This is a genomic window from Pedobacter sp. KBS0701 (assembly GCF_005938645.2).
Taxonomy (GTDB): domain Bacteria; phylum Bacteroidota; class Bacteroidia; order Sphingobacteriales; family Sphingobacteriaceae; genus Pedobacter.
This window is the reverse complement of sequence record NZ_CP042171.1, coordinates 5231359-5257620: the sequence shown is the minus strand read 5'-3', so window position 1 is coordinate 5257620 and position 26262 is coordinate 5231359. Positions and strand designations below refer to the sequence as shown.

The 26262-nt window shown below is 38.9% G+C and carries 20 protein-coding genes; 12 read left to right on the top strand and 8 right to left on the bottom strand.

The features are described from left to right. The first annotated feature begins 64 nt into the window (after positions 1–64). On the top strand, positions 65–796 hold the full coding sequence (locus FFJ24_RS21205; protein WP_138819147.1) for a hypothetical protein: 732 nt from the start codon (positions 65–67) through the stop codon (positions 794–796). 2 nt (positions 797–798) lie between these two features. On the opposite strand, the gene FFJ24_RS21200 is transcribed toward FFJ24_RS21205, so the two are convergent. From FFJ24_RS21200 to ruvX, 7 genes are all read right to left on the bottom strand, one after another. Continuing rightward, positions 799–1824 carry a DUF3078 domain-containing protein gene (locus FFJ24_RS21200; protein ID WP_138819146.1) on the bottom strand — a complete coding sequence of 342 codons (1026 nt, stop codon included), beginning with the start codon at positions 1822–1824 and terminating at the stop codon, positions 799–801. A 91-nt stretch (positions 1825–1915) separates the two neighbouring features. Beyond that, positions 1916–2242, bottom strand: coding sequence for a hypothetical protein (locus FFJ24_RS21195; protein WP_210419408.1), 327 nt, complete (start codon positions 2240–2242; stop codon positions 1916–1918). Further along, positions 2239–2991 carry a hypothetical protein gene (locus FFJ24_RS21190; protein ID WP_138819145.1) on the bottom strand — a complete coding sequence of 251 codons (753 nt, stop codon included), beginning with the start codon at positions 2989–2991 and terminating at the stop codon, positions 2239–2241. The genes FFJ24_RS21195 and FFJ24_RS21190 overlap by 4 nt, the downstream gene beginning before the upstream one ends. Before the next feature lie 48 nt (positions 2992–3039). After that, positions 3040–3882 (bottom strand): glucosaminidase domain-containing protein, encoded by an 843-nt coding sequence (locus FFJ24_RS21185; RefSeq protein WP_138819144.1) that lies wholly within the window; start codon positions 3880–3882, stop codon positions 3040–3042. Between the two features lie 96 nt (positions 3883–3978). Then, positions 3979–4653 (bottom strand): glucosaminidase domain-containing protein, encoded by a 675-nt coding sequence (locus tag FFJ24_RS21180; RefSeq protein WP_138819143.1) that lies wholly within the window; start codon positions 4651–4653, stop codon positions 3979–3981. Positions 4654–4735: 82 nt separating this feature from the next. Further along, complete coding sequence (locus FFJ24_RS21175; protein ID WP_138819142.1) at positions 4736–5371, bottom strand: O-methyltransferase; 636 nt, start codon at positions 5369–5371, stop codon at positions 4736–4738. Between the two features lie 7 nt (positions 5372–5378). Then, positions 5379–5795, bottom strand: coding sequence for a Holliday junction resolvase RuvX (gene ruvX, locus FFJ24_RS21170; RefSeq protein ID WP_138819141.1), 417 nt, complete (start codon positions 5793–5795; stop codon positions 5379–5381). A gap of 576 nt (positions 5796–6371) precedes the next feature. Here ruvX and FFJ24_RS21165 point away from each other — a divergent pair. The 4 genes from FFJ24_RS21165 to FFJ24_RS21150 are packed head-to-tail and all read left to right on the top strand — an operon-like array spanning position 6372 to position 10010. Beyond that, positions 6372–7520, top strand: a complete 1149-nt coding sequence (locus tag FFJ24_RS21165) for an ATP-binding protein (RefSeq protein WP_138819140.1) — start codon at positions 6372–6374, stop codon at positions 7518–7520. A gap of 1 nt (position 7521) precedes the next feature. Beyond that, complete coding sequence (ricT, locus tag FFJ24_RS21160; RefSeq protein WP_138819139.1) at positions 7522–9057, top strand: regulatory iron-sulfur-containing complex subunit RicT; 1536 nt, start codon at positions 7522–7524, stop codon at positions 9055–9057. Beyond that, a complete protein-coding gene (locus tag FFJ24_RS21155; protein WP_138819138.1) occupies positions 9026–9529 on the top strand; it encodes a gliding motility lipoprotein GldH in 504 nt (167 codons plus the stop codon). The genes ricT and FFJ24_RS21155 overlap by 32 nt, the downstream gene beginning before the upstream one ends. 7 nt (positions 9530–9536) lie before the next feature. Beyond that, a complete protein-coding gene (locus FFJ24_RS21150; RefSeq protein ID WP_138819137.1) occupies positions 9537–10010 on the top strand; it encodes a hypothetical protein in 474 nt (157 codons plus the stop codon). A 1-nt stretch (position 10011) separates the two neighbouring features. Here FFJ24_RS21150 and murF read toward each other — a convergent pair whose 3' ends face one another. Next, the gene (gene murF / locus FFJ24_RS21145; protein WP_210419407.1) at positions 10012–11313 is read right to left on the bottom strand and encodes a UDP-N-acetylmuramoyl-tripeptide--D-alanyl-D-alanine ligase; all 1302 of its coding nucleotides are present in this window, start codon (positions 11311–11313) and stop codon (positions 10012–10014) included. An 84-nt stretch (positions 11314–11397) separates the two neighbouring features. Here murF and FFJ24_RS21140 point away from each other — a divergent pair, with 84 nt between their 5' ends. The 7 genes from FFJ24_RS21140 to FFJ24_RS21110 all read left to right on the top strand — a co-directional run bounded on the left by FFJ24_RS21140 (position 11398) and on the right by FFJ24_RS21110 (position 26142). Beyond that, positions 11398–13893: a M14 family metallopeptidase gene (locus FFJ24_RS21140; RefSeq protein WP_138819136.1), complete on the top strand. Its 2496-nt coding sequence runs from the start codon at positions 11398–11400 to the stop codon at positions 13891–13893. Between the two features lie 942 nt (positions 13894–14835). Continuing rightward, positions 14836–18057 carry a SusC/RagA family TonB-linked outer membrane protein gene (locus tag FFJ24_RS21135; RefSeq protein ID WP_138819135.1) on the top strand — a complete coding sequence of 1074 codons (3222 nt, stop codon included), beginning with the start codon at positions 14836–14838 and terminating at the stop codon, positions 18055–18057. Between the two features lie 16 nt (positions 18058–18073). After that, positions 18074–19501 (top strand): SusD/RagB family nutrient-binding outer membrane lipoprotein, encoded by a 1428-nt coding sequence (locus tag FFJ24_RS21130; RefSeq protein ID WP_138819134.1) that lies wholly within the window; start codon positions 18074–18076, stop codon positions 19499–19501. Between the two features lie 822 nt (positions 19502–20323). Further along, entirely contained in the window at positions 20324–23494 is a 3171-nt protein-coding gene (locus FFJ24_RS21125; RefSeq protein WP_138819133.1) for a SusC/RagA family TonB-linked outer membrane protein, read from the top strand. An 11-nt stretch (positions 23495–23505) separates the two neighbouring features. Next, on the top strand, positions 23506–24975 hold the full coding sequence (locus FFJ24_RS21120) for a SusD/RagB family nutrient-binding outer membrane lipoprotein (RefSeq protein ID WP_138819132.1): 1470 nt from the start codon (positions 23506–23508) through the stop codon (positions 24973–24975). Positions 24976–24995: 20 nt separating this feature from the next. Then, positions 24996–25649: an immunoglobulin-like domain-containing protein gene (locus FFJ24_RS21115; RefSeq protein WP_138819131.1), complete on the top strand. Its 654-nt coding sequence runs from the start codon at positions 24996–24998 to the stop codon at positions 25647–25649. A 7-nt stretch (positions 25650–25656) separates the two neighbouring features. Next, positions 25657–26142, top strand: coding sequence for a lipid-binding protein (locus FFJ24_RS21110; protein WP_168202522.1), 486 nt, complete (start codon positions 25657–25659; stop codon positions 26140–26142). The last annotated feature ends 120 nt before the right edge of the window (positions 26143–26262 follow it).

Here is a 26262-nt window from a genome sequence, read left to right as displayed (position 1 = left end):
GGTATAAAAAGATCCTTTTGTTAGACAACTACTTTTGTTCAAAGTTACTAAACAAAAGAATACGATGCCTAAATTACCTTCATGGCTGGCCAACACAATGGAAAAAGTGATCAGCAATAAAATATATCAAGTAGAAGTTGTAGAAACCAAAATGTTAAGCAGCAACTTAAAGTGCGTTACCTTTAAAGGCGATTTTTTTGAAGCTAAATTTATACCTGGAAACGAAGTGTTGCTAAGGGTTAACGCCAATGAATACAGACATTATACTTTATCGGGCTTTGACGAAGCACACGAAACCTGTGAAGTGATTTTTTACCTGAACAGGCAAGGGCCCGGACATCATCTGGCTGTAAATATCCAAAAAGGAGACCGTTTAAAACTGATTGTAGACCGGGCAAAAGTAAAATACAATGAAGCATCCAATCAGCATTTCTTTTTTGGTGATGAAACCAGCCTGGGTTTATACGAATCGCTGGGTAAAAAGGTAATTGATGAAGATGTAGAGTATTTTGGGGTGTTGGAACTCCAGGAAGAAAACCTGAATTCAGTTGAACACCTTAAATTATTGATTGATACGGTACCATCTGACCTGAACGCCCCTGCGAAAAATGCCATCAAATGGATGGACAATATGCACCCGCTATGTTGGGAAATGTGGCAAAATGCTACGTTTTACTTAACAGGCAGGGCAAAATCAATACAGCAGTTTAAACGTTACCTAAAACAAAGGGGTGTAAGCTTTAGGCAGATTATTACCATGCCGTATTGGGAAATGGGCAAAATTGGTGGCGGGTAAAGCTATCTCGGGAAGGTAAAGCCAAAACCCAGCGCTAAAGTCTGGTTCGCCTGTATTTTGTTCGTGCCTGTATCCTTATCGAACAGGAGTACGCCAGTTAAACTTGTGTTCATAAAACGATTGATTTTTGCCGTTAATGCAACATCTAACCGATGATCAATATTGCTCATCTTAAAATCCTGATACGGAATGAACATCTGATATCGTGCCTTAAGGTTTGTATTGGTAAATATATCCTTATCAATTGCACTTACAATCTGAAAAGCCAGCTCATTACGTACTTTTTTGCCATAATCTACCCCAAAAACACTAGCTTTTGGCGGTTTGGTATTATCAACAGGATCAAGAAAAAGCTTTTCATCCAAGACAAAAGTTTGACGTGCAGTACCGGTGCCTATACGGGTAGAAAAATATTTAACAGGCTTATACTCGAAACCGATAGATTCTGTTAAATAACCCGGGCCCATAAATTTTGAAATCAGCGTGGCGGTTTCCTGGCCGTTTACCATACTGTAAGAATAACCATTATCGAATTGGGATTCAAAACTTAACGATCCAAAGAAGAACCAGCTTTTAGAAAGCTGGAAAGAAGCTTTATTATCCCAAAAAATACGGTCGTTGGTTTTCTTTTGCAGCTGATCTTTATTTTTGATTTTGCCATATTGCAAAACAAGCTCGCTTACATAACTGTAACTGTCTTTGTTGTATTCTGCCTTCCAGTTAACCAAACCGCCAACGGCTACAGAGTTGGTACCACCACCTTTCCAATTGTTACTGAATTGGGCCTGGTTAATGTTGATACCAATGTTGGTTCTTGTTTTCCAGTAATTAATCCTGGCGTTTACAACCAAAGGCTTAATTTTTACAGGCTCAAAGTTTAATGGCCCCTGCCTGCTTGGCAACGGACTACGTTTTAACTTTATATTCAAGTCTTTGGTATTGATCGGAATAGTATCAATTTCCTGTGCATATAATTTTGTAGAGCAGAAACTTAGGATCAGGATTATGGCAGCTAAACAGTTCTTCATTACCTACAAAGAAAAAGAAAAATTTTAGAGATAAAAAGCATTTAACAAAATGATTGGCGGATCGACAATTCAATTTGGACAGAAAATCGTCCTATAATATTGATCTGATCCAGCCGTACCAATTGCCGTTTTTCAGATAATTAAGGTCGGTGTCATGATTATAAGCTTCCTTTTCAAAAACAATGTTCCGATAAGCCTGGTCGTGGTTTTGGTATTTAAAAAGGTTGATAAGGTAATTAAAAAGATACAGCAGATAAAAAGGCAAAATAAGCAGTTCTAACTGTTGGCGCAAATGGATTTTCTCGTGATTAATCATCTCTGCATCGTTTTTAAGCTTTGCAGATTTTAGCAGGATAAAAGGAAAGATAGCCATGCCAGCTGCCGGAAGTTTTTTAACGATCAGGATTGGCGCCTTCACAGCTTATCAATGGTTATTTTGGGCAATGCCGGCAATTGTAAGGCTTTAGGATTTAACCTGTAGCTTTTATAGGCATTCCTGATAAAAAGATTAAAGGCGTAATCTGTTGCATCTAATACAAATTGATAAGTAGGGCGATATTGCTGCATAAAATCTGTCAGTTCGGCATCTTTTATACCTAATACCTGGCTGACCAGACTGGCACTGAAACGATAATCAATCAGGTCTTCACGATAATCTTTTTCCAGAATTTTTTGAAGGTGACGGGCATTTCTTCCTTGTCTGCTTAACAGGTTATAGATCGCATCGATACCTAAACCAACACCACCATTACTTAAATTCAATAAATCTTTACTACTTCCCTTCATGGTTTGGTAACGGTATTCCTGAACATTTTTTTCGTATTGCTGCTGTGGGCTCAATCTTTTTTGTTGAATAACTACATCGCGTAGTCTGATGCCGAGCGATCTGAGTTGAAAATATGCAGCAGTTTGGCCTTTAAAAACAATGGTATCAACTCCATAGCCTGATAAAGCTGCAACCAAGGTATCACCTGGTAGGGCAAAGGTACTAAATTCGCCTTTTGTGTTGTTATATAAGCCATCACCCGTACGGATGTTGTAAATATAAACTTTGGCCAAACGCTGCCTGGTTTCTTTATCAATAACAATTCCCTGCACAGGTTTATTTTGTGCATGAAGCCACGTAGAGAAGCCAAGAATAAATATAAAGGGAATAAAAAATTTCATTAAGCTACAAAACTACAAATATCTTGCTGGCGATGTTTGTACTTAACATTATTTAACCTTAAGTGTTTGACCTAGCTTAATAGCGTCGGTACTCATTTCGTTTAGCATTTTTAACTGATCGACTGTTAAGTTAAAGCGTTTAGCAATATTGTACAGCGTATCTCCTTTAACAACGGTATAAGTGCCATCGGCAAGAATTGGTTTGGCGCCTGCAGGTGGTGTTTCTACTGGGGTAAACTTAGCCTTCTCCTGGGGAATATTTTGATTGATTTCTGTAAAAACACGATCCTCGCGCGCAATTTTCTGCTTTTCGCTTTCTGGTTGATCGTACTGGTAAAGCTGATATTTTTCGATGGTATTGATTAACAGATCAGGATATTTAGGATTAGTGGCATACCCCGCTGTTTTTAATCCCTGTGCCCAGCTTTTGTAATCGTTTTTATCCAGTTGGAAAAGAAAACTATAACGTTTGCGTTTTAGAAACTCAGAATGATCCCTGAATGATTCGCGGGCATCTTTATATACCCTAAAACAGTCGTTTTTCTGGTCATCATCACGGAAATAGTTTTTTCCTTTCCATTCTGAAGTACATTTAATGCCGAAATGATTATTGGCATACTTGGCCAAATCGCTGTTTCCACTGCCTGATTCTAAAATACCCTGTGCTAAAGTAATACTTGCAGGAATACCGGCCGAGTTCATTTCTTCTATGGCTACGCCTTTAAACTCATCAATATAACTTAAGGTATTATAGCTTTTGTATGAGTTATTATTGGCTTTGTTGGCTGCTTTTTCAATCTGTTTGTTGTTTTTGGAAAATTTCCTGGAACCGCATGAGCTTAAAAAAACGAGGATTGCCGCTAATAGGATAAGTTGGTTGGATGAACGCATTGGTATATGATTAATTGTGAACTGAAAACTGTGAACTGAAATAGGTTAATTGTGAACTGAAAATTGCAAACTGAAAATTAGACTTAGGACTCATAACTAAAACTTAATCTTCTGCCCTGGTTTTAAATTTGCTTTTTTGATCCCGTTTTTCTGCATCAGTTTTTTTACTGTTGTACCTTTCTTTTTGGCGATGATACTTAAGTTATCGCCCGATTTTACAGTATAAGTTTTTGTTGTTCTTCTGCTTCTGGTGTGGCGGCGTACCGGAGTGGCATAAACAGGTTCTTCGTATCCTTCCGGTCGCTCATCGTATTGGTAAAGCTCATATTTTTTAATGAGTCCAATAACCTGACTGGCCCATCTTCTACTGCTGGCATAACCACAGCGGCGGATGCCGTAAGCCCAACCCTTGTAATCGTACTGATCGTACTTCGCAAACAGGTTGTTAAAAGGCTCGCGGGTTTCCATTATTTCAACAAAATGGCTGTAAGATTCGTCCGCATTTAAATAATCGCGGTACGAAGAATGGATATCTGCATTGTTGTTAGGCCCTTTTACACCAAAATGGTTATTGAGGTGCTGCGCAATTTTACTGTTTCCGGCAGCAGATTCATGTATGGCAACGGCTAAAATAACGCTGGCCGGAATTTTATGATCATGCATTAAACCTTGTGCATATTCTACGTGCGCTGCAATATATTCTTCTGTGTCTTGCGCTTTTGCAATAATCCCCGCTAAAAGGAGCAGGCAAAAAGTAAAGATTTTCTTCATTTCTTTTTTGGTTAATAGACCATGGTTTAATGGTTAATAGCCTTGGCTTAGCAGGCAATGAGCCATTAACTATATGCCATCATCATTTCTTCCTGATCACAAACAAACCATCACGCACAGGTAAAATCAATTTCTCAACCCGTTCATCTGCAGCTATTTTATCATTAAAACTAGTAATATTTCTGGTGTCTTTATCCTGTTTCTCCTGGAGTACTTTTCCACTCCATAGTACATTATCCACAATAATAATCCCGCCCGGGCGTACACGGTCAAAAATGAGATCATAATAGGTACCGTTGTTTTTCTTGTCGGCATCGATAAAAACAATGTCGAAAACTTCATCTAAACTTGCTATTGTAGTGGTAGCGTCGCCAAGGATGTAATTAATCTGATCGTTATATGCTGATTTGGCAAAGTTTCTGCGAACCATATCTTCCAGTTCTTCATTAATATCCAGCGTATACAGCAGGCCATCATTTGTTAATCCCTCAGCAAGACATAAGGTGGCATAACCAGTAAAAGTGCCGATTTCTAAAATCCTCTTAGGGGAAATCATTTTGCTGAGCATGCTTAACACCCTGCCCTGGTAATGGCCTGAAAGCATACGGGGCATTAAAACTTTAAGGTTGGTTTCGCGGTCTATCTGTTGAAGCAATTCGCTTTCAGGTTCGCAATAGGCAATTAATAGATCTTGTAAATCGTCGTTTATCAGGCTCATTTTTTGGTTATAAACGGTTACTTTCCATAAAATATTGTAAAATGATGGTTGCAGCAATGGTATCAACCCTGTTTTTATCCCTTCTGTCGCTTTTTTTTAACCCGCTTTGCATAATGGCCTGATGCGCCATTTTAGAAGTAAAACGTTCATCAACCCAGTGTCTTGGGATATCGGGAAACGATTTTTTCAGCAGCGTAGCAAAACCTTTCACATGTTGTGCCGAATCAGACGGAGAACCATCCATTTGTTTAGGATCCCCAAGCACAAAGGCCTCCACCTGCTCGGAAAGCATGTATTTTTTAACATATTCGATCACATCTTTCGGGTGCACCGTATCCAGGCCTGTTGCAATTAGCTGCAAAGGATCGGTTACCGCAATGCCGATGCGTTTTGTTCCATAATCAAATGCGAGGATCCGTGCCATAAGTTAAGCGTTGGGTGTTTGGCGCAAAGCGTTTACTACCGTTTAAAAATAAAAGCCAAAGGTAAGCTTTTTGAAATAATCGATAAACATAAGTGCTAATGCCTTGGTAACGTGTTTGTTGTTAACTGAAAAATTGATTTGTTCTATTTTTTGGAAAGCAAAACCTGTGGTACTTGGGTAGGTGCTGTCCTGCTGTATGCTTTAGCCCTCATGCTTCGGGGCTGCCGCTCCCATCAGGTTTAGTTGATGCAGGCCAGTTCGGTTGGGTAAAGTTGCATAGTGCGCTACTTGATGTTCCCGAAGAATTACTGATTTTAGTTAAATAAACCTGATAGAACGAAAAGCCCGGAGCGCAGCGAGGACTTAAAGGGATAGCAGGACTGCATTTGCCATTGAAACAGAACCAGCCATTTCCAAAAAAAACAATAATGAAGCTTCGCTATCGCTATACGATGGGCAGGCAAACTCTTAAATTTTGAAAACTTAGGCGGTTGCTACATGCCAAATATGTATGCCGAACGTAAGAACATGGTCACTTGTGTGTGAATCTCATATCTATTTCTTATTTTGCACCAAATGCAGTTTAAAGAAATTATCGGACAGGAAAGAGTGAAGCAACAATTGGTGCAAACGGTTAAAGAAAACCGTATTAGCCATGCGCAACTGTTTTTGTCGCCTGCTGGCTCTGGAGCTGTACCCCTGGCCATTGCCTATGCGCAATACATCAATTGCCTTAATAAAGGAGAGAACGATAGTTGTGGCGAGTGTTCGAGTTGCAGAAAATACGAACGCCTCATCCACCCCGATCTGCATTTCTCCTATCCGTTTTTTGCTTCTGCCAGTGTAAAAACGGCTGTAGATGTGTTGGATGAATGGCGGGGTATGCTGATGCAGGATCCTTATTTTGATATGGATATCTGGCGCTCCAAGCTTGATGCGGCCAATAAACAGGCCAATATCAACATTGCCGAATGCCACGATATTATTAAAAAGCTGAGTTATAAGGCCTTCGAAGCGGAAACAAAGGTTTTAATTATGTGGCTTCCGGAATACCTGGATAAAGCTGGAAATGCCTTGTTAAAATTAATCGAAGAACCGCCTGCAAATACACTGTTTATTTTAATTGCGCAAAGTCAGGATCAGATTTTAACCACCATCCTATCCAGGACGCAAATTGTGAAAATCCCAAAACTTTCGTCGGAAGAGGTTACAGGATATTTATTAAATGCAAGCGGATTAACTGAGCACCAGGCTATTGATTATTCCTTTTTGGCCGATGGAAATTTAATTGAGGCCAAAGCTTTGGCTGCCGATACACAAAGCGACAGTTCGGGCACCTTTACCGCCTGGCTAAGGATGGGTTTTGGAAATAAAGTTCCCGATCTGATCGATTTTACCGATGAGGCTGCCAAATGGGGAAGAGAAAACCAGAAGAATTTTTTAAAATATGGCGTAAATTATTTACGCGAATGCTGTTTAATTTTAAGTGGTGCCGAAGAATTGGTTAAATTACCTCCATTAACATTCGAAACCGCCAAAAAACTCAGCACACACGTGCTTACCTTACCTATGGCAGAGGCCATAATCGGCGAACTGGAAAAGGCACATTACCACATTGAAAGAAACGCGAACCCGAAAATTCTGTTTTTAGATGTATCTTTACAATTGGTAAAAATTATCAAGTTTAAAACGCTCCCTGCGGGGACTCAATATATATACAATTAATATGGGATGTGGAAGTTGTTCAACAGGTGGTGGTTGCACCCCTAATGGATGCAAAAGTAATGGCTCATGCGGCACCGGTGGTTGCCAGACAATGGAAGTTCACGATTGGCTGTCTAATTTGGATATGCCTTCTAATTATAAACCTTTTCAGGTTACCGAAATCAAATTTAAAGGTTCACGTAAAGAGTTTTTCCTTAATAATGATAACATTTACCTCGAAATCGGGGAGCTTGTTGCTGTTGAAGGACCAACGGGTGGTTTTGATGTGGGGCACGTTTCGCTTACGGGAGAACTGGTAAGAATCCAGATGAAACGCCGTAAAACCGCACTAGATCAGGTAACCAAAAAAATCTACCGTAAAGCTACCGAAGCCGATGTAGAGAAATGGAATGCTGCCAAAGGGATGGAATGGGAAACCATGCACAAAGCCCGTAAACTGGCATTGGATTTACGTTTGCAAATGAAAATCAGCGATGTAGACTACCAGGCCGACAAAACCAAAGCCACTTTTTTTTATACGGCTGATGGGCGTGTGGATTTCCGCGAACTGATTAAAAAAATGGCGGAGAGTTTCCGTATCCGCATTGAAATGCGCCAGATCGGAATGCGTCAGGAAGCTGGTCGTTTAGGCGGAATTGGCTCTTGCGGGCGCGAATTATGCTGCTCTACCTGGTTAACCAACTTCAAAACGGTTTCTACGGCTGCGGCGCGTTATCAAAATTTATCATTAAATACGTTAAAACTTGCTGGTCAGTGCGGTAAATTAAAATGCTGCTTAAACTATGAGCTGGATACCTATCTGGATGCTTTAAAAGATATTCCCGATAGAATTGAAAACCTGGATACTGAGGCCGGTTATGCCCGTCACCAGAAAACCGATATTTTCAAGAAAATCATGTGGTTCAGTTACCAGGGGGATGAAAACTGGATTCCGGTGAAAGCTGCACGTGTAAAAGAGATCATGACGATGAACAAGGCGGGTAAAAAAGCGCCTAACTTAAAAGAAGAAGCTGTTCAGATTGCCGCGCCGGTTGTGGTAGAAAAATCTTTCGATTACGAAAATGTAGTTGGTCAGGATAGTTTAACCCGCCTGGACGAACGTTCTCGTAGTAAAAATAATCAGAACAGGAACAACAATCAGAAAAATAACCGCAATAACAACCAAAATAAAAGGGAAAGAGTTCCTGCCGGAGAGAAAAATGCAGGCCCTAGTAATAGGCCGCAGCAGCCTCAACAGGGGGCGCAAAAAGCTCAGCAAGGCGGAAAACAACCTAACGGACCAAAACCGCAACAAAATGCAGGTCAAAAGCCTCAACAGTCAGTGCCGAAACCACAGCATGTTAATGGGCCAAAACCTCAAAATAATAAACCAAAGCAGCTGCAAGGACCAAAACCTGTAGTTAAAGCTGAAGGAAATGTTACGGTAGAAGGTGCTAAGCCAGAACAAAGCAAAAACAAGAACAGAAATAATCGTAGGAAAAACAATAACCGCCGAAACAATAATAATGGCTCAGAAAATAAACCTGCTGCTGAATAAAAGACAAGTATTCTTGCTTGGTTTTTTATTGATTACTTCGCTATTTGTGGGCTGTACATCCAGCGTAATTGATAGTAATGTAGAAATTGCAGGCCGCAGGTGGACCTACCGTAACCATGTTTCGACCACATTTGAGATTAAGGATAATACTAAGGCCTATAATATTTATTTTAAGCTTAGACATACCGCCGATTATAAATACGCCAATATTTTTATCCTTGTTCATTTTAAAGATGGCAAAAAGATGGTAACGCGGCGTTATCAATACAAACTGGCCAAAAATGATGGTGAATGGTTGGGTAGCGGATCTGGAAATGTATTCAGTTATACTTTACCTATGCTTACCAACTATCATTTCCCTCATAATGGGAAGTTTGAGATCGAAATTGAACAGAATATGCGCGATAATCCGCTTTTGGACGTAAGCGATGTTGGTTTAACTGTAAGTGAATCCCTAAGCAATCAAAATTAATTAACTCTTGAAAGCACCTCTCTTTAGATTAATCTTTTTGGGTTTAATCTTAACACTTTCATCATGTGTCACCGTCTACCAGCTTAGCCCGGCCAAAAACAACTTCAACTACAAAAATAATATTGAATATGAAGTGTATGGAATGAGTTCTGCAAGCCAGCAAGCCACAGGAAATAGCAGAATAGTTGCTAAAAAAGGCTATACTTTTGTTAGCGTAAAGATGAAAGTGACTAATAAAACAAACGAAACAGTTGATTTAGATTTCTCAGAAGTTTCATTATTAGATCTTGTAAATAAAGTAAAATACCCGGTTTCTTTTGTGTACCAAGCTACAGTTGTTGCAATACCAGCAAAAAATAAAACAACTTTAGGGCCTCAAAAAAGTTTAAAAAGAATATTGCTGATTAGCTATCCGGATAAAATGAAGCCTGAACTTTTAGAAATTACTGGTGAGAGGTATGAAATTCAATTTTCAAAATAAGCTATAGATATTTTAACAGGCTTTCCAGTTTCATTCCTCGCGAGCCTTTGAGTAATACTAAATGATCTTGAACGGAGTTTTCTTGTAAATACTGAGCAGCCTCAGCAGGTGTTTCGAAAAATATGCCTTTAAAATTGTCTTTAAATATATAGAAATCCTTTCCGATGAAAATGAGCTGATCCAAACCACTTTCGTTGGCCTGTTTTGCAATAAGTTCATGCTGAACAGGTGATTCAGGGCCTAATTCGAACATATCTCCCAAAATAGCGGTTTTTTTACCGGACGATAATACGGCGATATTTTTCAGTGCCGCGGTCATGCTACTTGGATTGGCATTGTAGAAATCGCAGATCACCGTATTTTTTTCAGTTTTGGTGAGTTGCGAGCGGTTATTTTTCGGCTGGTAATTCGATAAACCGGTGTTGATCTCTTCTGGACTCATGTCGAAAAAATCTCCTATGCAAATTGCAGCCAGGATATTTTCAAAATTATAACTACCAGTTAAATTGGTTTTTACTGATGATGAAACCTCATGATTGGTCCAGTCTACTTCAATAAAAGGATCGCTGCTTTTTAAAGCGCCTTTAATGGTATTCCCATTTTCGGTTCCATAATAAATCAGTTTGTTTAAACCTGCAGCAGTACTTATTTCGAGCAAATTAGGATTATCCCTATTGATAAAAGTATAACCACTGGTCTGTTTAAGGTAAGCGTAAAGTTCTGCCTTGCCTTTTTTTACCCCTTCAAAGCCACCGAACCCATCTAAATGTGCCATACCTACATTGGTAATAATGCCGTGAGTAGGCTGTGCGATGGTGCAGAGCAGTTCTATTTCCTTTTGGTGGTTTGCGCCCATTTCAATTACCGCAACCTGAACATCATCGGTAATGGATAATATAGATAATGGAACACCAATGTGATTGTTTAAGTTACCAAAGGTTGCAAAGGTTTTATATCTTTCGGCTAAAACAGCATTTACAAGTTCTTTGCTCGTGGTTTTTCCATTGCTACCGGTTAAACCGATAACAGGGATGTTAAGCTGCTTACGGTGATGACGAGCCAGATCCTGTAAAGTACTTAACACATCCTTTACCAATAAACACTTATCGCTGTCTGCGTATTTTTCTTCATCAATTACAGCAAATGCAGCTCCTTTTTCTATGGCCTGAGCGGCAAATTCGTTGGCATTAAAAAGATCTCCTTTTAAGGCAAAGAAGATACAACCAGGCGTAATGTTTCTTGTATCGGTAGAGATAACAGGGTTTTCCAGGTAATAATCGTATAGTTTTTCGGTTGTAATCATGCTTATCGTAAAAAATATGATGTAAAATTAAGCTTTCGCGCCAACAAAAAACAAAATTAGTACATTAGGTAAAATTATTTTCCTATGAAGAGACTCTTAACGTTCTGCCTAATCACCCTTTGTACTGTTTTGTTTGCGCATGCACAGCTAAAATCTCCTGATGATTTTTTGGGTTATGAACTCGGTTCGCATTTTACGCCTCACCACAAAGTAGCTGATTATTTTAGGCAAACCGCTGCGGCTTCTGCTAAAAACATGAAGCTGATAGAGTATGGTAAAACCAATGAGGGCCGGCCGTTAATGGTGGCAGTTGTTTCTTCGCCAGAAAATGTAACCAAACTGGAACAGATCAGGAGCAATAATTTAGTTTTGGCAACTGGCACCAATAATAGTGTCGATCTAACCAATCAGCCTGCTATACTTTGGTTGAGCTATAATGTACATGGCAATGAGGCAAACTCTACTGAAACTGCCATGAAGATGCTCTATACCTTGGTTTCGGGCAATAATAAGCCTGCCAGCGAGTGGTTAAAAAATACTGTTGTGGTAATCGACCCCTGTTTAAATCCTGATGGAAGAGACCGTTACGTAAACTATTTTAATAGTGTGGTAGGGAAAATGCCTAATTCAGATCCCTCCTCCAGGGAGCATATTGAACCCTGGCCAGGTGGCAGGCCAAACCATTATTATTTCGATTTAAACCGCGACTGGGCCTGGCAAACACAAATTGAGAGCCAGCAACGATTAGACCTGTATAACCAGTGGATGCCACAGGTACATGTCGATTTTCATGAACAGAGCTATAATGAGCCTTACTATTTTGCGCCAGCGGCAGAACCCGTTCACCAGGACATTACGCCCTGGCAAAAAAGTTTCCAGGTGGTTGTTGGTAAAAACAATGCCAAATACTTTGATGCCGAAGGCTGGCAATATTTCACTAAAGAACGTTTCGATCTGCTTTATCCCTCTTATGGCGATACTTACCCTTTGTATAATGGATCAATCGGTATGACTTATGAGCAGGGCGGAATCAGAGCCGGATTATCAGTGGTAACCAACGATGGGGATACGCTTACCTTAAAAGACCGTATCGCACACCACTTTACAACAGGAATGTCGACCCTTGAAGTGACTTCTTTAAACCATAGTAAATTATTAGCGGAGTATAAAAAGTATTTCCAGCAGGAACTAGCCAATAGCCCGGGCATTTATAAAAGTTATATTATAAAAGCGACTAATTTATCGCGCTTAAAAAAACTGGCCGGACTCTTAACCAAAAATAAAATCGAATTTGCTTATGGTGGAGATAAAACCGGTAAAGCTTACGATTACGATACCCAAAAGGAAGAAAATTTTAGTATCGCCCGAAACGATTTAATTGTTAACATTCAGCAGGCAAGAGCAGTTTTGGCTAACGTTTTATTAGAACCCCAAACTTTTGTAACCGATTCTAATACTTATGACATTACGGCCTGGGCCCTACCCTATGTTTATGGATTAAAGGGCTATGCCAGTAAAGAAAGTATAAAAGGAAAATTCCCGGCAATTGAAGAACCGGAGGTAATCAATCACGACCTTGAGAAGCCCCTGGCCTGGTTATTTAGCTGGGGAACAAGCGAAGATGTTCAGGTTTTAACCGCGCTGCAAAAGGAAAATATAAAAGTGAGGCAGGCCGATCAGCCATTCTCGGTAAACGGTAAAGACTATCCCGCAGGAACCCTGATTGTGTTGAGGGCTGAAAACGAAAGATTGATAAAAGGGATGAAGGATAAGGTTACATCGATTGCCAAAACTTTGAACAAGCCCATCCTGGCCATTAGCAGTGGTTTTGTAGAGAAGGGAAAAGATTTTGGTTCTAACGTTTATCCATTGTTAAAACAGCCTAAAATTGCCATTGTATCTGGTATGGAGGTTTCTTCTCTCGCTTTTGGCGAAGCCTGGTTTTTTCTGGAACACGATTTAAATCTTTCCCCAATTATTATTAATACTAAGGATCTGAATAACCTCGATATTAATAAGGTAAACACTTTGATTTTGCCCGATGGAAGTTATAGCGCTTTTATAGGCGATGGTTTAACTGTATGGCTAAATAAAGGAGGAAGGTTGATCTTAATGGAAGATGCTATAGAAAGTGTATTTGAGAAAAAAGGATTCGATATTAAAAAGAAGGAAGCTGTGGTAAAAAAAGATGAAAAGCCAGAGGCAAACAAACTTCTTTTTAAGAATAAGGACAAGGATGATTTTGAAACTACTATTCCCGGTGCAATTTATAAGATCAATCTTGATTCCAGTCACCCGTTTTCTTATGGCCTGGGTAAAACCTATTATAGCTTAAAAACAGACCGTAAGATCTACGAGCCTCTTGTTAAAGGTTGGAATGTAGGGTTGATTAACGAAAAAAGTTTAATGGCCGGTGTGGTTGGCAAAAAAGCAAGGGAAGAGCTTAAAACTGGCCTTCTTATCGGCGCACAAGATTTCGGACGTGGCCAGGTGATTTATTTGGCTAATGATCCTCTTTTCAGGAATTTTTGGGAAGGTGGTAAGACGCTTTTCGGAAATATCCTGTTTTGTAGTTATTAGTGCATGCAGCATATAGTCAGTTTAAATTTTTTTAACAAATATAAATGGCCTTTTGCTATCACAAGAGCGTAGTCGATTGCTTTATTAATGTGTTGGAATGGTCTTCGGCTACGCTCAGACTGACATACGGAATAAATTTTATTTAATTTTAAATAGGCTCTTATTGATGTCATTTTATCAGGTTAAGAGCAGCCCTGTAAATTATAGAAAGTTTTCTACAGCATTCCCTGTTCGTTTCCTGCCGCCGTCTTCTTGGAAATAACAGCAAGCGGCCAATGCGGTGAGTTTTTAATGCCTTAGTTGGAACTAGCTGCGCAAGCTATCCCTGCGGCATAAGTATTCAGGCTGGAAATATAATATCATTTTTCTTTTTGTTCGGTTTGTGAAGTTTTGAGATAAAGATACTCTCCAGGCAGGCATGGCTTTTAATCCTAACCACCATTCCTGTTATGATTTGCTGTGTTAACTACAAAAGTATATAATTGAAATTCTCACCATTTTTCATCTAAGTAAAACCTATTTAAGTTTTTGTATAGTCTTTTTAAACTTATCAGCATGTTATAAGTATGTTTTTCTTTTAGTTTTCTATTCTTTATGGTTTTTTCATGAATGTCGTCTGTGTTTTTTTATTCGAAATTTATTAATGTTAATTTGTTTTTTATTAAAAATCATTTTTTGTATTATTATTTTGTGTTTTTTGGCTTTATTTTTAATTTAATTCGAAATTATTTAAAAATAAAATCAATTGTTGTATTAATTAATATATGTTTTTTTTATGTTTCTATTTTAAATAATTTCGGTTTTTAATGCTGATTATTGGTCTGAAGGTCAGGTTTTTAATTTTTTTTATGATTTTTTATTAAATATTTGTTTGAAAAAGCTTTTTAACCCGAATATTAACGCTTAAATTAGGCGAATCATTAACTAAACCTATTCTTGACCATGAAAAAACTTTTACCGAGTTTGTTCATCTGTATGTTTTTTGCCTTGGCGGCATTGGCACAGGATCGAACTATCACCGGAACAGTTACGTCTTCAGAAGACAAACTGCCAATCCCTGGAGTAAGCATAAAAATTCAGGGAGCCACAGGGGGTACCTCAACCAGTGCTGACGGAAGGTTCTCCATTAAAGCCTCACCAGACGCTAAAATTATTGTATTTTCCTCAATCGGCTTTGCGACTCAATCCATACCCATTGGAAGTTCAAATGTAATCAATGCTGTCTTATCTTCAGATGCTAAGGCTTTGGATGAAGTTGTGGTAACTGCTTTGGGCCAGGTTAGGAGGAAAAATACCCTGTCTTATGCGGCGCAGCAGGTAAAGGGTGAAGAACTTACACAAACACGGTCATCAAACGCAGCGTCTGCGCTATCAGGTAAAGTATCTGGTTTGCAGATTATCCAAGGCAATGCAATTGGTGGATCAACCAATGTTGTAATTAGAGGAAATAAGTCTTTAACAGGGAATAATCAGGCATTATTTGTAGTGGATGGTGTTCCGGTTGACAATTCAAACAATAATTCTACTAACCAGAGAACAGGGAGGGGTGGTTATGATTATGGAAATGCGGCAGCAGATATCAATCCTGACGATATAGAATCGGTTAACGTGCTTAAGGGAGCTGCAGCAAGTGCCCTTTATGGTTCCAGAGGAGCAAATGGTGTAATTATGATTACTACAAAAAGCAGGAAGAGTAAAGGCATGGGGATTACGATTAATAGTGGTTTAACCGTCGGAACAATAGACAAATCAACTTTTCCGGAGTATCAAACGGAGTATGGTGCCGGGTATTCAAGTGGATATGAAAGTGGAGATGGCTTCTTATTGATTGATGTTCAGGGTAATGGTGTTAAGGAAAAGGTTGTTCCTACTTCTGAAGATGCATCTTACGGAGCTAAATTTGATCCAAACCTACTGGTGTATCAATGGGATGCCTTTGATCCATACTCTCCTAATTATAAGAAAAAAACACCGTGGGTTGCTGCCGCAAATAATCCATCAACATTTTATGAGACCGCAATTTCTAATAACAATAATATAATATTTGATGGTGCATCTGATAAAGGGACAATCAAGCTCGGCTATACCAGAAGTGATGACCGTGGAACGTTACCCAATAGTAAAATCATTAAAAATATATTGAATTTTGGCTCTACTTACCAAATTACCGATCGGTTAACTGCATCGGCACTTGCGAATTATTCAAAAGTTGAGGGTTTGGGTAGATATGGGTCAGGATATAGTGGGTTAAATGTGAACCAAAATTTTAGGCAATGGTATCAAACCAATGTTGATATGATGGCTCAAAAGGATGCTTACTTTAGGAATAAGCAAAATGTTTCATGGAATTGGGCTGATCCTTCTACGCCTGCAGGCCTGGTACCTAAATATACTGATAATTATTATTGGACAAGGTACCAGAATTATGAAAATGATACCAGGAGCAGGATTTTTGGGAATGCGTCCTTAAATTATAAGGCAACTGACTGGCTAAATATTCTCGGACGTGTTTCTTTAGATAATTACAATGAATTTCAGGAAGAAAGGGTTGCCGTAGGAAGTCAGGGAGCAGCTTCTTATGCCCGCACGGACAGGTCGTTCAACGAAACAAATTTTGACCTTATTACAAACTTTGATAAAAATGTAACGAAGGACCTGAATTTGAAAGCATTGCTTGGAGGTAATATCAGAAAGAGTTTGTTGAATAGCGTTTTTTCCACAACAAATGGTGGACTTATTGTGCCAGGGCTTTATAGTATTTCTAATTCTGTTGGTGCTGTAGCAGCCCCTATAGAAAACTATCAGCCTAAAGAAGTTGACGGATTTTTTGGTGGAGCCACACTGACCTATAATGAATCTTTAACATTAGAAGGTACTTTTAGAAGAGATAAATCTTCTACTTTGCCAGAAGGCGGAAATGCATATAACTATTATTCGGTTGCTGGCAGCTGGTTGTTTTCTAAGCAACTAAAGGATAAAGTTGACTGGATATCATCCGGAAAATTACGTGTCAACTATGCCACAGTTGGAAACGATGCCCCTTGGGGAAGTACCAAAAATGTTTATACCTCTCAAAATCTATTTGGATCAAGCATTTTATTTGCATATCCTTTTACTACAAATAATCCTTCATTAAAACCCGAAAAGACAGAAAGCAGCGAGATTGGTTTAGATATGGCATTTTTGGATAACCGCATCGGTTTTGATGCTTCATATTACCTGACAAAAACAAAAAATCAAATTATACCCGTTGCGGTTTCTGCTGCAACAGGTTTTACCAATACCTATGTTAATGCCGGTGTGATAAGAAATAATGGTGTCGAGGTTTCATTGTATGGTTCACCAATTAAAACACAAGATTTTTCCTGGAATATTAACATCAACTGGACAAAAAACAACAGTAAGGTCTTGGAATTGTATAATGATAGCAAAAACTTGCAGTTGGCTAGCTTTCAGGCAGGTATAAGTGTTAATGCTACTTTAGGTCAGCCGTATGGCACCATTCAGGGCAAAGATTATGTTTATAACGCAAACGGACAAAAAATTATTGGTGCAGATGGATATTATAAAATAACATCTAGTACAACTAACGTTATCGGCAATATTAACCCAAAATGGATTGGGGGTATTTATAATAGCTTTAAATACAAAAACGTATCCTTAGGATTTTTAATTGACGTCCGTTCCGGGGGCAATGTTTGGTCATTAGACCAATTTTATGCTACTTATACCGGTATTTTACCAAATACAGTTGGTTTAAACGATCTGGGTAATCCGGTAAGGAATCCGGTAACCAATAGTGGAAACAGCGGAGGTGTTATTTTGGATGGCGTAACAGAAGACGGTCAGGTTAATACTAAACGTGTCGTGATAGATGCCAATTCTCCTACCCTTCCGCAATCTGCATTTTCATACGATGCCAGTTATGTAAAATTAAGAGAAGCTACATTAACTTATTCTTTTCCTAAAGCCATGATTTCAAAATGGGGCCCCGTTAAAGGGATTGATCTTTCTGTTTTTGGAAGAAATTTATGGATTATACATAAAAATCTCCCTTATTCAGATCCGGAAGAGAATTTGTCTTCCGGAAATGCGCAGGGGATACAAAGTGGTGCATACCCAACAACCAGAACAATAGGGATTAATGCAAAGCTATCATTCTAATTAAATCGATAATAAAATGAAAAAATCAATCATATTTTTTGCAATGCTCGTTTCTTTCGCAGCTTGTAAAAAGAATATTACATCACTTAATATTGATACCAAAAGGCCATCGGAGGTTCCTGCTGCGACTTTGTTTTCATTCGCAACCAAATCTTACAGCGATGTTGTCACGAGTGCTAGTGTTAACAACAATGTTTTCAGATTCACTACAAGTCAATGGGCAATGGTAACGTATCAGGATGAAACCCAGTACGACTTCGGTACCAGAAATATTCCTCAAGCGTGGTGGACTACGATGTATAGAGAAGTGCTCCAAAATTTAACCGAATCATCAAACATCATAAAGGCTAACAGTACGTTAAACGCTGGTATAAAATCGAATCAACTGGCAATTATTGATATCATGCAGGTGTTGGCCTTTAGTACACTGGTTAATACTTTTGGCAACGTTCCTTATAGCCAGGCATTAGATCAACAAAATCTTTTTCCGAAATATGATGATGCGAAAACGATTTCGTTAGAGCTATTGAAAAGGCTAAATACTGACATTGCCCAACTCAATACCGCAAGTGCAGGGTTTTCTTCAAGTGAGGACCTTGTTTTTCAGGGTAATATTTCAAAATGGATAAAATTTGGTAATTCTTTGCGGATGCAACAAGCTTTAATTTTAGCTGATGCAGAGAATGCAATTGCCAAAGCTGCTGTCGAAGCATCAGATGCAGGTGCAATTTCTGCTGATGTGGATAATGCAGCATTTAAATATCTGGCAGGTGCACCAAACCAAAATCCACTTTTTGTTGATATTGTAACAGGTGGGCGTGGTGATTATGTGGGCGCAAAAGATTTGGTAGACAAATTGTTAGCGCTGGCAGACCCTCGTTTGCCACAGTATTTTGGTACCAATGCAAACGGTGCCTATGTTGGCGGTATAGTTGGGCAGGTAAATACGATATCTGCTGTTTCTAAACCTGGACCTAAGGTTTATGCTCCTGATGCGCAAACTTTGCTGATGGATTATGCAGAAACTGAATTTAACAGAGCAGAAGCTGCTGAAAGAGGATATGCTGTTAGCGGTAATGCAGAAACGCATTATAATAATGCGATTACGGCATCGATTTTATATTGGGGAGGTACTGCTACACAAGCATCCGCTTATCTGGCAAATCCACAGGTTTCCTATACAACGGCATCTGGTACATGGAGAGAAAAAATAGGGGTCCAAAAATGGATCGCTCTTTACAACAGGCCTTTTAATTGTTGGACAGAGTTAAGAAGATTGGATTTTCCAAAAATTACTGCACCAGTAGGAGCTAAATCTGGTTTTCCAAACAGACTTAGCTATCCAAGCAATGAACAGCAATTAAATGGCAGTAATTATAGTCAGGCTTCTGGTGCAATTGGAGGAGATGTTGTAACCACAAAATTATTCTGGGATAAATTTTAGAAATGAAATGACGTTTTGATAGTAGAAATGCACTTTTAAGAGGTTCTGTTATATTACCCCCGTTTTAGAAGCACTTTCTATAATTTAATTTATAAGAAGTTAAAGGGGCTGTCCGATCTTTTTGGGCAGCCCCTTATTTATTCGGGAGCCTGATGGAGAAAATTTTCCTGCAGCCGATTGCGGTTTTGGCTAAATTTTATTAGAGCCTCAAATTCTGATAACTGATTTACACTTATAATATAAAGCGTAGGTTCTTATAAATATATATGGATTAATCGTTAAAGACGATTTCGAAACCACAATGCCGGCTGGAATTTATCGGATCAATCTTGATTCAAGTCCCCCCCTCTTCTTATGGCCAACGTAAAACCTGTTATAACTTAAAAACAGACCATAAGCTCTATGAGCCTTTGGTTAAAGGTTTGAATGCATGTTTAAATAAAATTACAAAAGTTCATTGCCGGTGCAGTGGGTACAAAAGCAAGAGAAGAGCTTAAAAATGGTCTCCTTATCGGTGTACAAGATTTCGGGCGTGGCCAAGTAGTTTATTTGGCTGATATCCTTTTTTAGAAACTCTTGGTAGAGAAAAAACCTTATTCAGGAATATAATTTTTGTCAGTTTATTAAAACAGCACTTTAAAAATGAGCTGTAGTTAGTAATTTTTTAGTCAAATTTATGATTAGCAAAAAAGTTACGGTTAAGAAATAGGCCTTAAGGGGGCTTAGGGAGCTGCAAGTTAAAAAAGGTTAAAATAAATTTGCTTCAAGAATTAACTAACTCTAATTTAGTGCTTTATTTACACATTAACTAACCTATTTACTATGAAAAAACTTCTACAGAGTTTGTTCATTGTCCTGTTTTTCGCGGTGAGCGCAATGGCACAGGATCGAACAATCACAGGAACAGTTACGTCTTCAGAAGACAAGCTACCAATTCCTGGCGTAAGCGTAAAAATTCAGGGGACCGCTGGTGGTACCTCTACTGATGCGAATGGAAAGTTCTCCATCAAAGTTTCATCAAATGCCAAAACAATCGAGTTCTCATCAATTGGATTTGCAACTCAAACTCGCCCAATCGGAAGCTCGAGTGTGATTAATGCTGTTCTAGCTACTGATTCTAAAGCCTTAGGCGAGGTTGTGGTAACAGCGTTAGGAGTTAATAAGGCTACAAAAACCTTAGGGTATTCCCAGAGCACTTTTAAATCAGCTGAAGTTAATGCTTCTGCACCAGCAAGTTTATTTGGTGGTTTGCAGGGTAAGGTTGCAGGAGTAAACATTTCTAATACTTCTGGTGCACCGGGTGGATCAACCAAGGTTATTTTAAGGGGCTATTCTTCAATAACCGGCAGTAACCAGCCCTTGTATGTTGTGGATGGCGTGCCTTTGGATAACTCAACTGCAGGTTCCAATGACAATTATGATTTTGGTAACAATGCAAACGACATTGATCCTAACAACATCGAAAGCATCAGTATTTTAAAGGGTTCTGCAGCAACAGCATTATATGGTTCTCGCGGATCGAATGGTGTTTTAATTGTAACCACTAAAAAAGGAGCTGCTGGTAAGTTGAAGGTAGACCTTTCTACCTCAACTACCTTAACTAATGTTGCCTCTATTTATAAGCCACAGGATCAGTTTGGGCAAGGTTGGGATGGTACTTATATTCCTTCTGAAAACGGTAACTGGGGCCCAAAATATGACGGACAGTTAAGGACCTGGGGTGCTATAGTTGATAACTCTCAGTTGTTGAAACCTTACTCTTTCATTAAAAACAATGTGAAGGATGCATTAACTACAGGTATCGAATTAAATAACAATATCGCATTAAGCGGAGGAAATGAGAATAGTACGGCTTATTTTTCTTATGGTAATATTTATAGCGATGGTTATCTTCCATCAGACAACGATTCTTACAAAAGAAATAATTTTACCTTAAAGGGATCAACCAAGTACGGAAATTTCACCGCTGATGCCTCTTTAAACTATGTTGGTAAAACCACTAAATTTATCAATCAAGGTGGTGGTGATTCAGGTATCGGATCTTCATTTTACGAAGAAATATTACAGATCCCCGGAGATATTCCGATTAAAGATTTTCAGGATTATAAAAACAAATTTTTTAATGTAGATAATTATTTTACCCCGTATGCAGAAAACCCTTATTATGCCCTTTACGAAAATGGAAGTAGGTATAAAAGTGATCGTTTGTATGGTAATATTAATTTAAACTACAAAGCAACAGATTGGTTAAGTTTTCAATTCCAGCAAGGTGCTGATGTTGATAACGCCATTAGCAAAATCTGGCATAATAAAAATGCACCAAGCCCAGGTAGCTATAATGATGGTGGTAACATCGAGGGGTCTTCGAGAGCAGCCGATGCCGGTGATGTAATCGAAGGATCTGTGAAAACTTTTGAGTACGATACAAAATTAAATGCTCTTTTTAATAAGGAATTAAATAACCATTTCGATTTAGATGGTTTAATTGGGGTGAACTATAATGATCGTGGTTCAAGAATATTAAATACGCGTATTGAAAATTTAGCGATACCTGGTTTTTATCAGATCAATAACTCTGCAAATAAACCAACATCAACCAATGCAGAATCTCACCGCCGTTTATTTGGTGCCTATGCCTCTGCAACTTTAGGTTATAACAAATATTTGTATTTAACCCTAACAGGAAGAAACGACTGGTCGTCAACACTTCCTCAGAACAATAACAATTACTTCTACCCTGCTACCAGTTTAGCTTTCATTGCTTCTCAGGCTATCGATTTAACTAAAACACCAATCAGCTTTTTAAAATTAAGAGCGAGTTATGGTGAAACAGGTAGTGATACAGATCCTTACCGTGTATTTAACACAGCAACCAGAACGGCATCGCCATTGGGTTTTGGAACATTGACATTTCCAATGTTTGGTGTTGCGGGTTATTCGATTTCTAACCAGTTAAATAGCAATAACTTTAAACCTGAGCGCGTGCAAGAGGTTGAGTTAGGTGCAGAGATCAGGTTCTTAAAAGACCGTATCGGTATTGATGCAACTTATTACAACAAATTACGAAAAGATCAGATTATCCCATTACCTATTGATCCGGCAACAGGTTATTCTTCTTACATCGTCAACTTTGGTTCAGTTCGTAACAAAGGTATCGAGCTGGCGGTAAATATCAAGCCGATTAAAACAACGGATATCGACTGGACTTTAAATTACACCTTTACAAAAGAAAAGAGTAAAGTAACCGAATTACCTATCGGATTAGATAAGGTAGTATTAAACTCGGCTTACGATGCGCAATTTGTAGCCCGTGTTGGTCAACCGTTAGGTGTCATTGAAGCACCGTCACGTACTTATAGCCCTAGCGGACAGGTAATTGTAGATAAAAACGGCTATCCTGTATACTCTTCTGAAAATGTAAGCTTTGGCACTACACTTCCTGATTTCGTAATGGGATTAAATAATCAGTTCCGTTATAAAGACTTTTCACTTTCATTTACTTTAGATTGGCATAAAGGTGGTGTGTTCTATTCTGGAACGGCCGATTTATTGAACTTCGTTGGTGCTGATGCAAAAACGACTTATAATGACCGCCGTCCTTTTATTGTTCCTAATTCGGTTCAAAAATTAGCAGATGGTACTTATGTAGAAAATACAGCTCCAATAACAGAAGCCAATACAGATGATTTTTACTACACTACATCAAACAAGGCTGATGCTTATGCCAACCGTATTTTGGACAGATCTTTCCTGAAATTAAGGGAAGCTACTTTAAGTTATAATCTGCCTAAATCTATCATAGGTAAAGTGGGTGCACAAAGAGCAAGTGTGTCCGTTTTTGGAAGGAATTTAATCACCTGGCTGGCTAAATCAAACAAGACCATCGATCCGGAGGTTTCTAATTTTGGAAATGACTTAGGAAGTGAATTTGGTGAGTTTAGAACTGCTCCTCCGGTTAGGTTCTTTGGTGCATCATTAAAAGTTTCATTTTAATCTACCTCGTAATGAAAAATAATCATATAAAATATAAAGCGCTGATGTTATCAGCAGTGGTGTTTCTTGCTTTTGGGTGTAAGAAAACACTTGATATTAACGTAAGTCCAAACAACCCCTTAATTGAAACCACAACCCCTGAAGTATTATTTCCTTCGGCAGTGGCTTCTACAGCAGGACGTGTTGGTGGCGAACTCACTATTTTGGGCGGTATATGGTCGCAGTATTATACACAGGCAAATGCGTCAAACCAGTACAAAACTATTGACGCTTATGCGCTAACACGTAACGACTTGAATGGTAGTTATAATGAACTGTTTTCTGGTGCTTTGGCCGATTATCAATTGGCTATAAATTTAGCTGTAGCCAAAAGTGATTGGCGTTATAATTTAATGGCCACGGTAATGAAAGCTTATACCTATCAGGTATTGGTAGATTTATACGATAAAGTTCCATATACCGAAGCACTAAAAGGTCTTGATAACCTGCAGCCAAAATTCGACGATGGTTATACCGTTTATGTAGGTTTGCTTGCCGAAATAAATGCAGCCCTGGCCAAAGATTATTTAAGTGTTCCATTAAACAGCGACCAGCAAAAAACAGATTTTCTTTTTGGTGGTGACATGAATCTTTGGACTGAATTTGCAAACACCCTGAAGTTAAAAATGTATTTGAGGATGGTTAATGCAAAACCTGCAGAAGCACAAGCCGGCATTACTAAACTATATACTGATGGTGCAAACTTTTTAACTACCGGCGCAGGCATTGCTACATTTGATGGTACACCTGATAACAGTAATCCTTTTTATGAATATAATATCCGTCGTTTAAATACCACTACCAATTTAAGGGCAAGTAAAACCTTTACCAGCTGGTTGGTGGAAAACAGTGATCCAAGGGTTAATTATTATTTTGGAACCGCTAACCCGGTGCCGATGAATCAAGGTGATTACACTGCTACCGCAGTTGAACAACCTACTTATGCAGGCGCAACCGTTTTTGCACAAACCGCTAAAGATCCGGTTTGGTTTATTTCCGCTGCAGAATCTTACTGGATGCAGGCTGAGGCTTTAGAACGTTATTTTGGCGGAGCAGGCGCCGAAGCGATGTACCAAAGTGGCATTCGTGCAGCTTTTGCCCAGGTGGGACTAAATAGAGATGACTTTCCTACGCTTTATACAGATTACGGAGGATCTTTTGAGCAAAAATTAGAACAGATTGTTGTTCAGAAATGGGCCTCTTTTGCAGGCTCACATAGCCTGGAAGCCTTTTTTGAGCAGGAGCGTACCGGTTATCCTAGAATAAGTACTGTATATTCTACTGACGATAATTATTTGGCAGGTCAATGGGTATATTCAAAAAATGGTGTTACTGCTGGTTTGTTCCCTAAACGTTTGGTATTTCCTGCATCATCAAGAGATAGAAACAGCAACACGCCTGCAGAGGTGCCAATTACAACAAAAGTTTGGTGGGGTAAATAGTGTTTATAATTGATAAAAAGATGAAAAGATATTTAACAATAATCATATTGGGGGTTATAAGCATGACTTATAGCTCTTGCAAAAAAGAGTCCTTTGATTATCCGGAAGGTTATGTAGGTATTTCTAAAATAACGGTGTTCCCAATAATTACCATGAAAGGTGATAAATATGTAGCAGTAGCAAAAGGTGCAACCTATACTGATGCAGGCGCAACAGCTGCGGCAGGTACAAGCAACATCGAAGTGAAAGTTACGGGATTACCAAATACAGCTAATGCAGGTGTATATTTAATTACCTATGCGGCTACAAATACCGATGGTTTTTCGGCCACAACAACCAGATCGGTTGTGGTTTACGATACCAAAGCCGATGCTTTAGCTAACGATTTTTCAGGGGATTATTTAAGAGCTGCTACAGGAGCCATTTCAAAATGGACCAAATTAGCACCTGGCGCCTACCTGGTGAATAATCCAGGCGGTGCACCAACTGGCACAGCCGTTAATGTAATTGCAATAAACCCCACAGGCAGCGTAATTGATATTCCACAACAAAATACCGATAGCGGTCCCTGGGGATCAAATACAGAAAGTAAAAATTTAGTTTCTGGCAATTATTCCTGGGCAGTAGAGAATCCAGGTTATGGTACGGCAGTTAGAACCTTTGTTAAACAATAATTATAAAATGATGAAAAAATATTTTTATATACTAACCCTTTTTGTACTAAGCATATCTGCTTGTAAAAAGGACGAACCTGTTGGTGGTACAGCAGTACAAGATCTGTCTGGCGAATGGTGGGTGCAGATTGATGGAACCGGAGATTATTATGGCATATCCACTTATAATACTGCCGATAACTCATCAACACAGATGTGGTTAAATTTCACAAATTTTTGGGGCAGTTCGACCCAAACTGTTTTTGGGAAAGTGAATATAAACTTAGATAGTAAAACCTTTACCGGACAGAATGTTATTAATGCGGGTACCTATGATGGTGGAATAAAATTTACGGTAACCAACGGAAAAGTAACGCCAAATGGAGCCGTAGGGCCATCATCTAAAGCAACAACTGATGCTATCGCATTGGATGTTGAATTTTCGGATGATCCAGGAACGGTTTATCACCTTAAGGGTTACCACCGCACAAAGTTTGTTGGAGACGATCATTAACTTTAACCCAACTAAATAATGGGTTATCATAAAACTGGATTTTTGGAAGACCTTCTTTAAATAACGTGTTATTATAGAGCTCGTTAATGGGCAATTTGCTAAAAATCAAGAGGCTGTCGC

Coding starts and splice junctions, on each gene's coding strand:
- FFJ24_RS21205 (WP_138819147.1), top strand. CDS start 65: ATGCCTAAATTACCTTCATGGCTGGCCAACACAATGGAAAAAGTGATC.
- FFJ24_RS21200 (WP_138819146.1), bottom strand. CDS start 1,824: ATGAAGAACTGTTTAGCTGCCATAATCCTGATCCTAAGTTTCTGCTCT.
- FFJ24_RS21190 (WP_138819145.1), bottom strand. CDS start 2,991: ATGAAATTTTTTATTCCCTTTATATTTATTCTTGGCTTCTCTACGTGG.
- FFJ24_RS21185 (WP_138819144.1), bottom strand. CDS start 3,882: ATGCGTTCATCCAACCAACTTATCCTATTAGCGGCAATCCTCGTTTTT.
- FFJ24_RS21180 (WP_138819143.1), bottom strand. CDS start 4,653: ATGAAGAAAATCTTTACTTTTTGCCTGCTCCTTTTAGCGGGGATTATT.
- FFJ24_RS21175 (WP_138819142.1), bottom strand. CDS start 5,371: ATGAGCCTGATAAACGACGATTTACAAGATCTATTAATTGCCTATTGC.
- ruvX (WP_138819141.1), bottom strand. CDS start 5,795: ATGGCACGGATCCTCGCATTTGATTATGGAACAAAACGCATCGGCATT.
- FFJ24_RS21165 (WP_138819140.1), top strand. CDS start 6,372: ATGCAGTTTAAAGAAATTATCGGACAGGAAAGAGTGAAGCAACAATTG.
- ricT (WP_138819139.1), top strand. CDS start 7,522: ATGGGATGTGGAAGTTGTTCAACAGGTGGTGGTTGCACCCCTAATGGA.
- FFJ24_RS21155 (WP_138819138.1), top strand. CDS start 9,026: ATGGCTCAGAAAATAAACCTGCTGCTGAATAAAAGACAAGTATTCTTG.
- murF (WP_210419407.1), bottom strand. CDS start 11,313: ATGATTACAACCGAAAAACTATACGATTATTACCTGGAAAACCCTGTT.
- FFJ24_RS21140 (WP_138819136.1), top strand. CDS start 11,398: ATGAAGAGACTCTTAACGTTCTGCCTAATCACCCTTTGTACTGTTTTG.
- FFJ24_RS21135 (WP_138819135.1), top strand. CDS start 14,836: ATGAAAAAACTTTTACCGAGTTTGTTCATCTGTATGTTTTTTGCCTTG.
- FFJ24_RS21130 (WP_138819134.1), top strand. CDS start 18,074: ATGAAAAAATCAATCATATTTTTTGCAATGCTCGTTTCTTTCGCAGCT.
- FFJ24_RS21125 (WP_138819133.1), top strand. CDS start 20,324: ATGAAAAAACTTCTACAGAGTTTGTTCATTGTCCTGTTTTTCGCGGTG.
- FFJ24_RS21120 (WP_138819132.1), top strand. CDS start 23,506: ATGAAAAATAATCATATAAAATATAAAGCGCTGATGTTATCAGCAGTG.
- FFJ24_RS21115 (WP_138819131.1), top strand. CDS start 24,996: ATGAAAAGATATTTAACAATAATCATATTGGGGGTTATAAGCATGACT.
- FFJ24_RS21110 (WP_168202522.1), top strand. CDS start 25,657: ATGATGAAAAAATATTTTTATATACTAACCCTTTTTGTACTAAGCATA.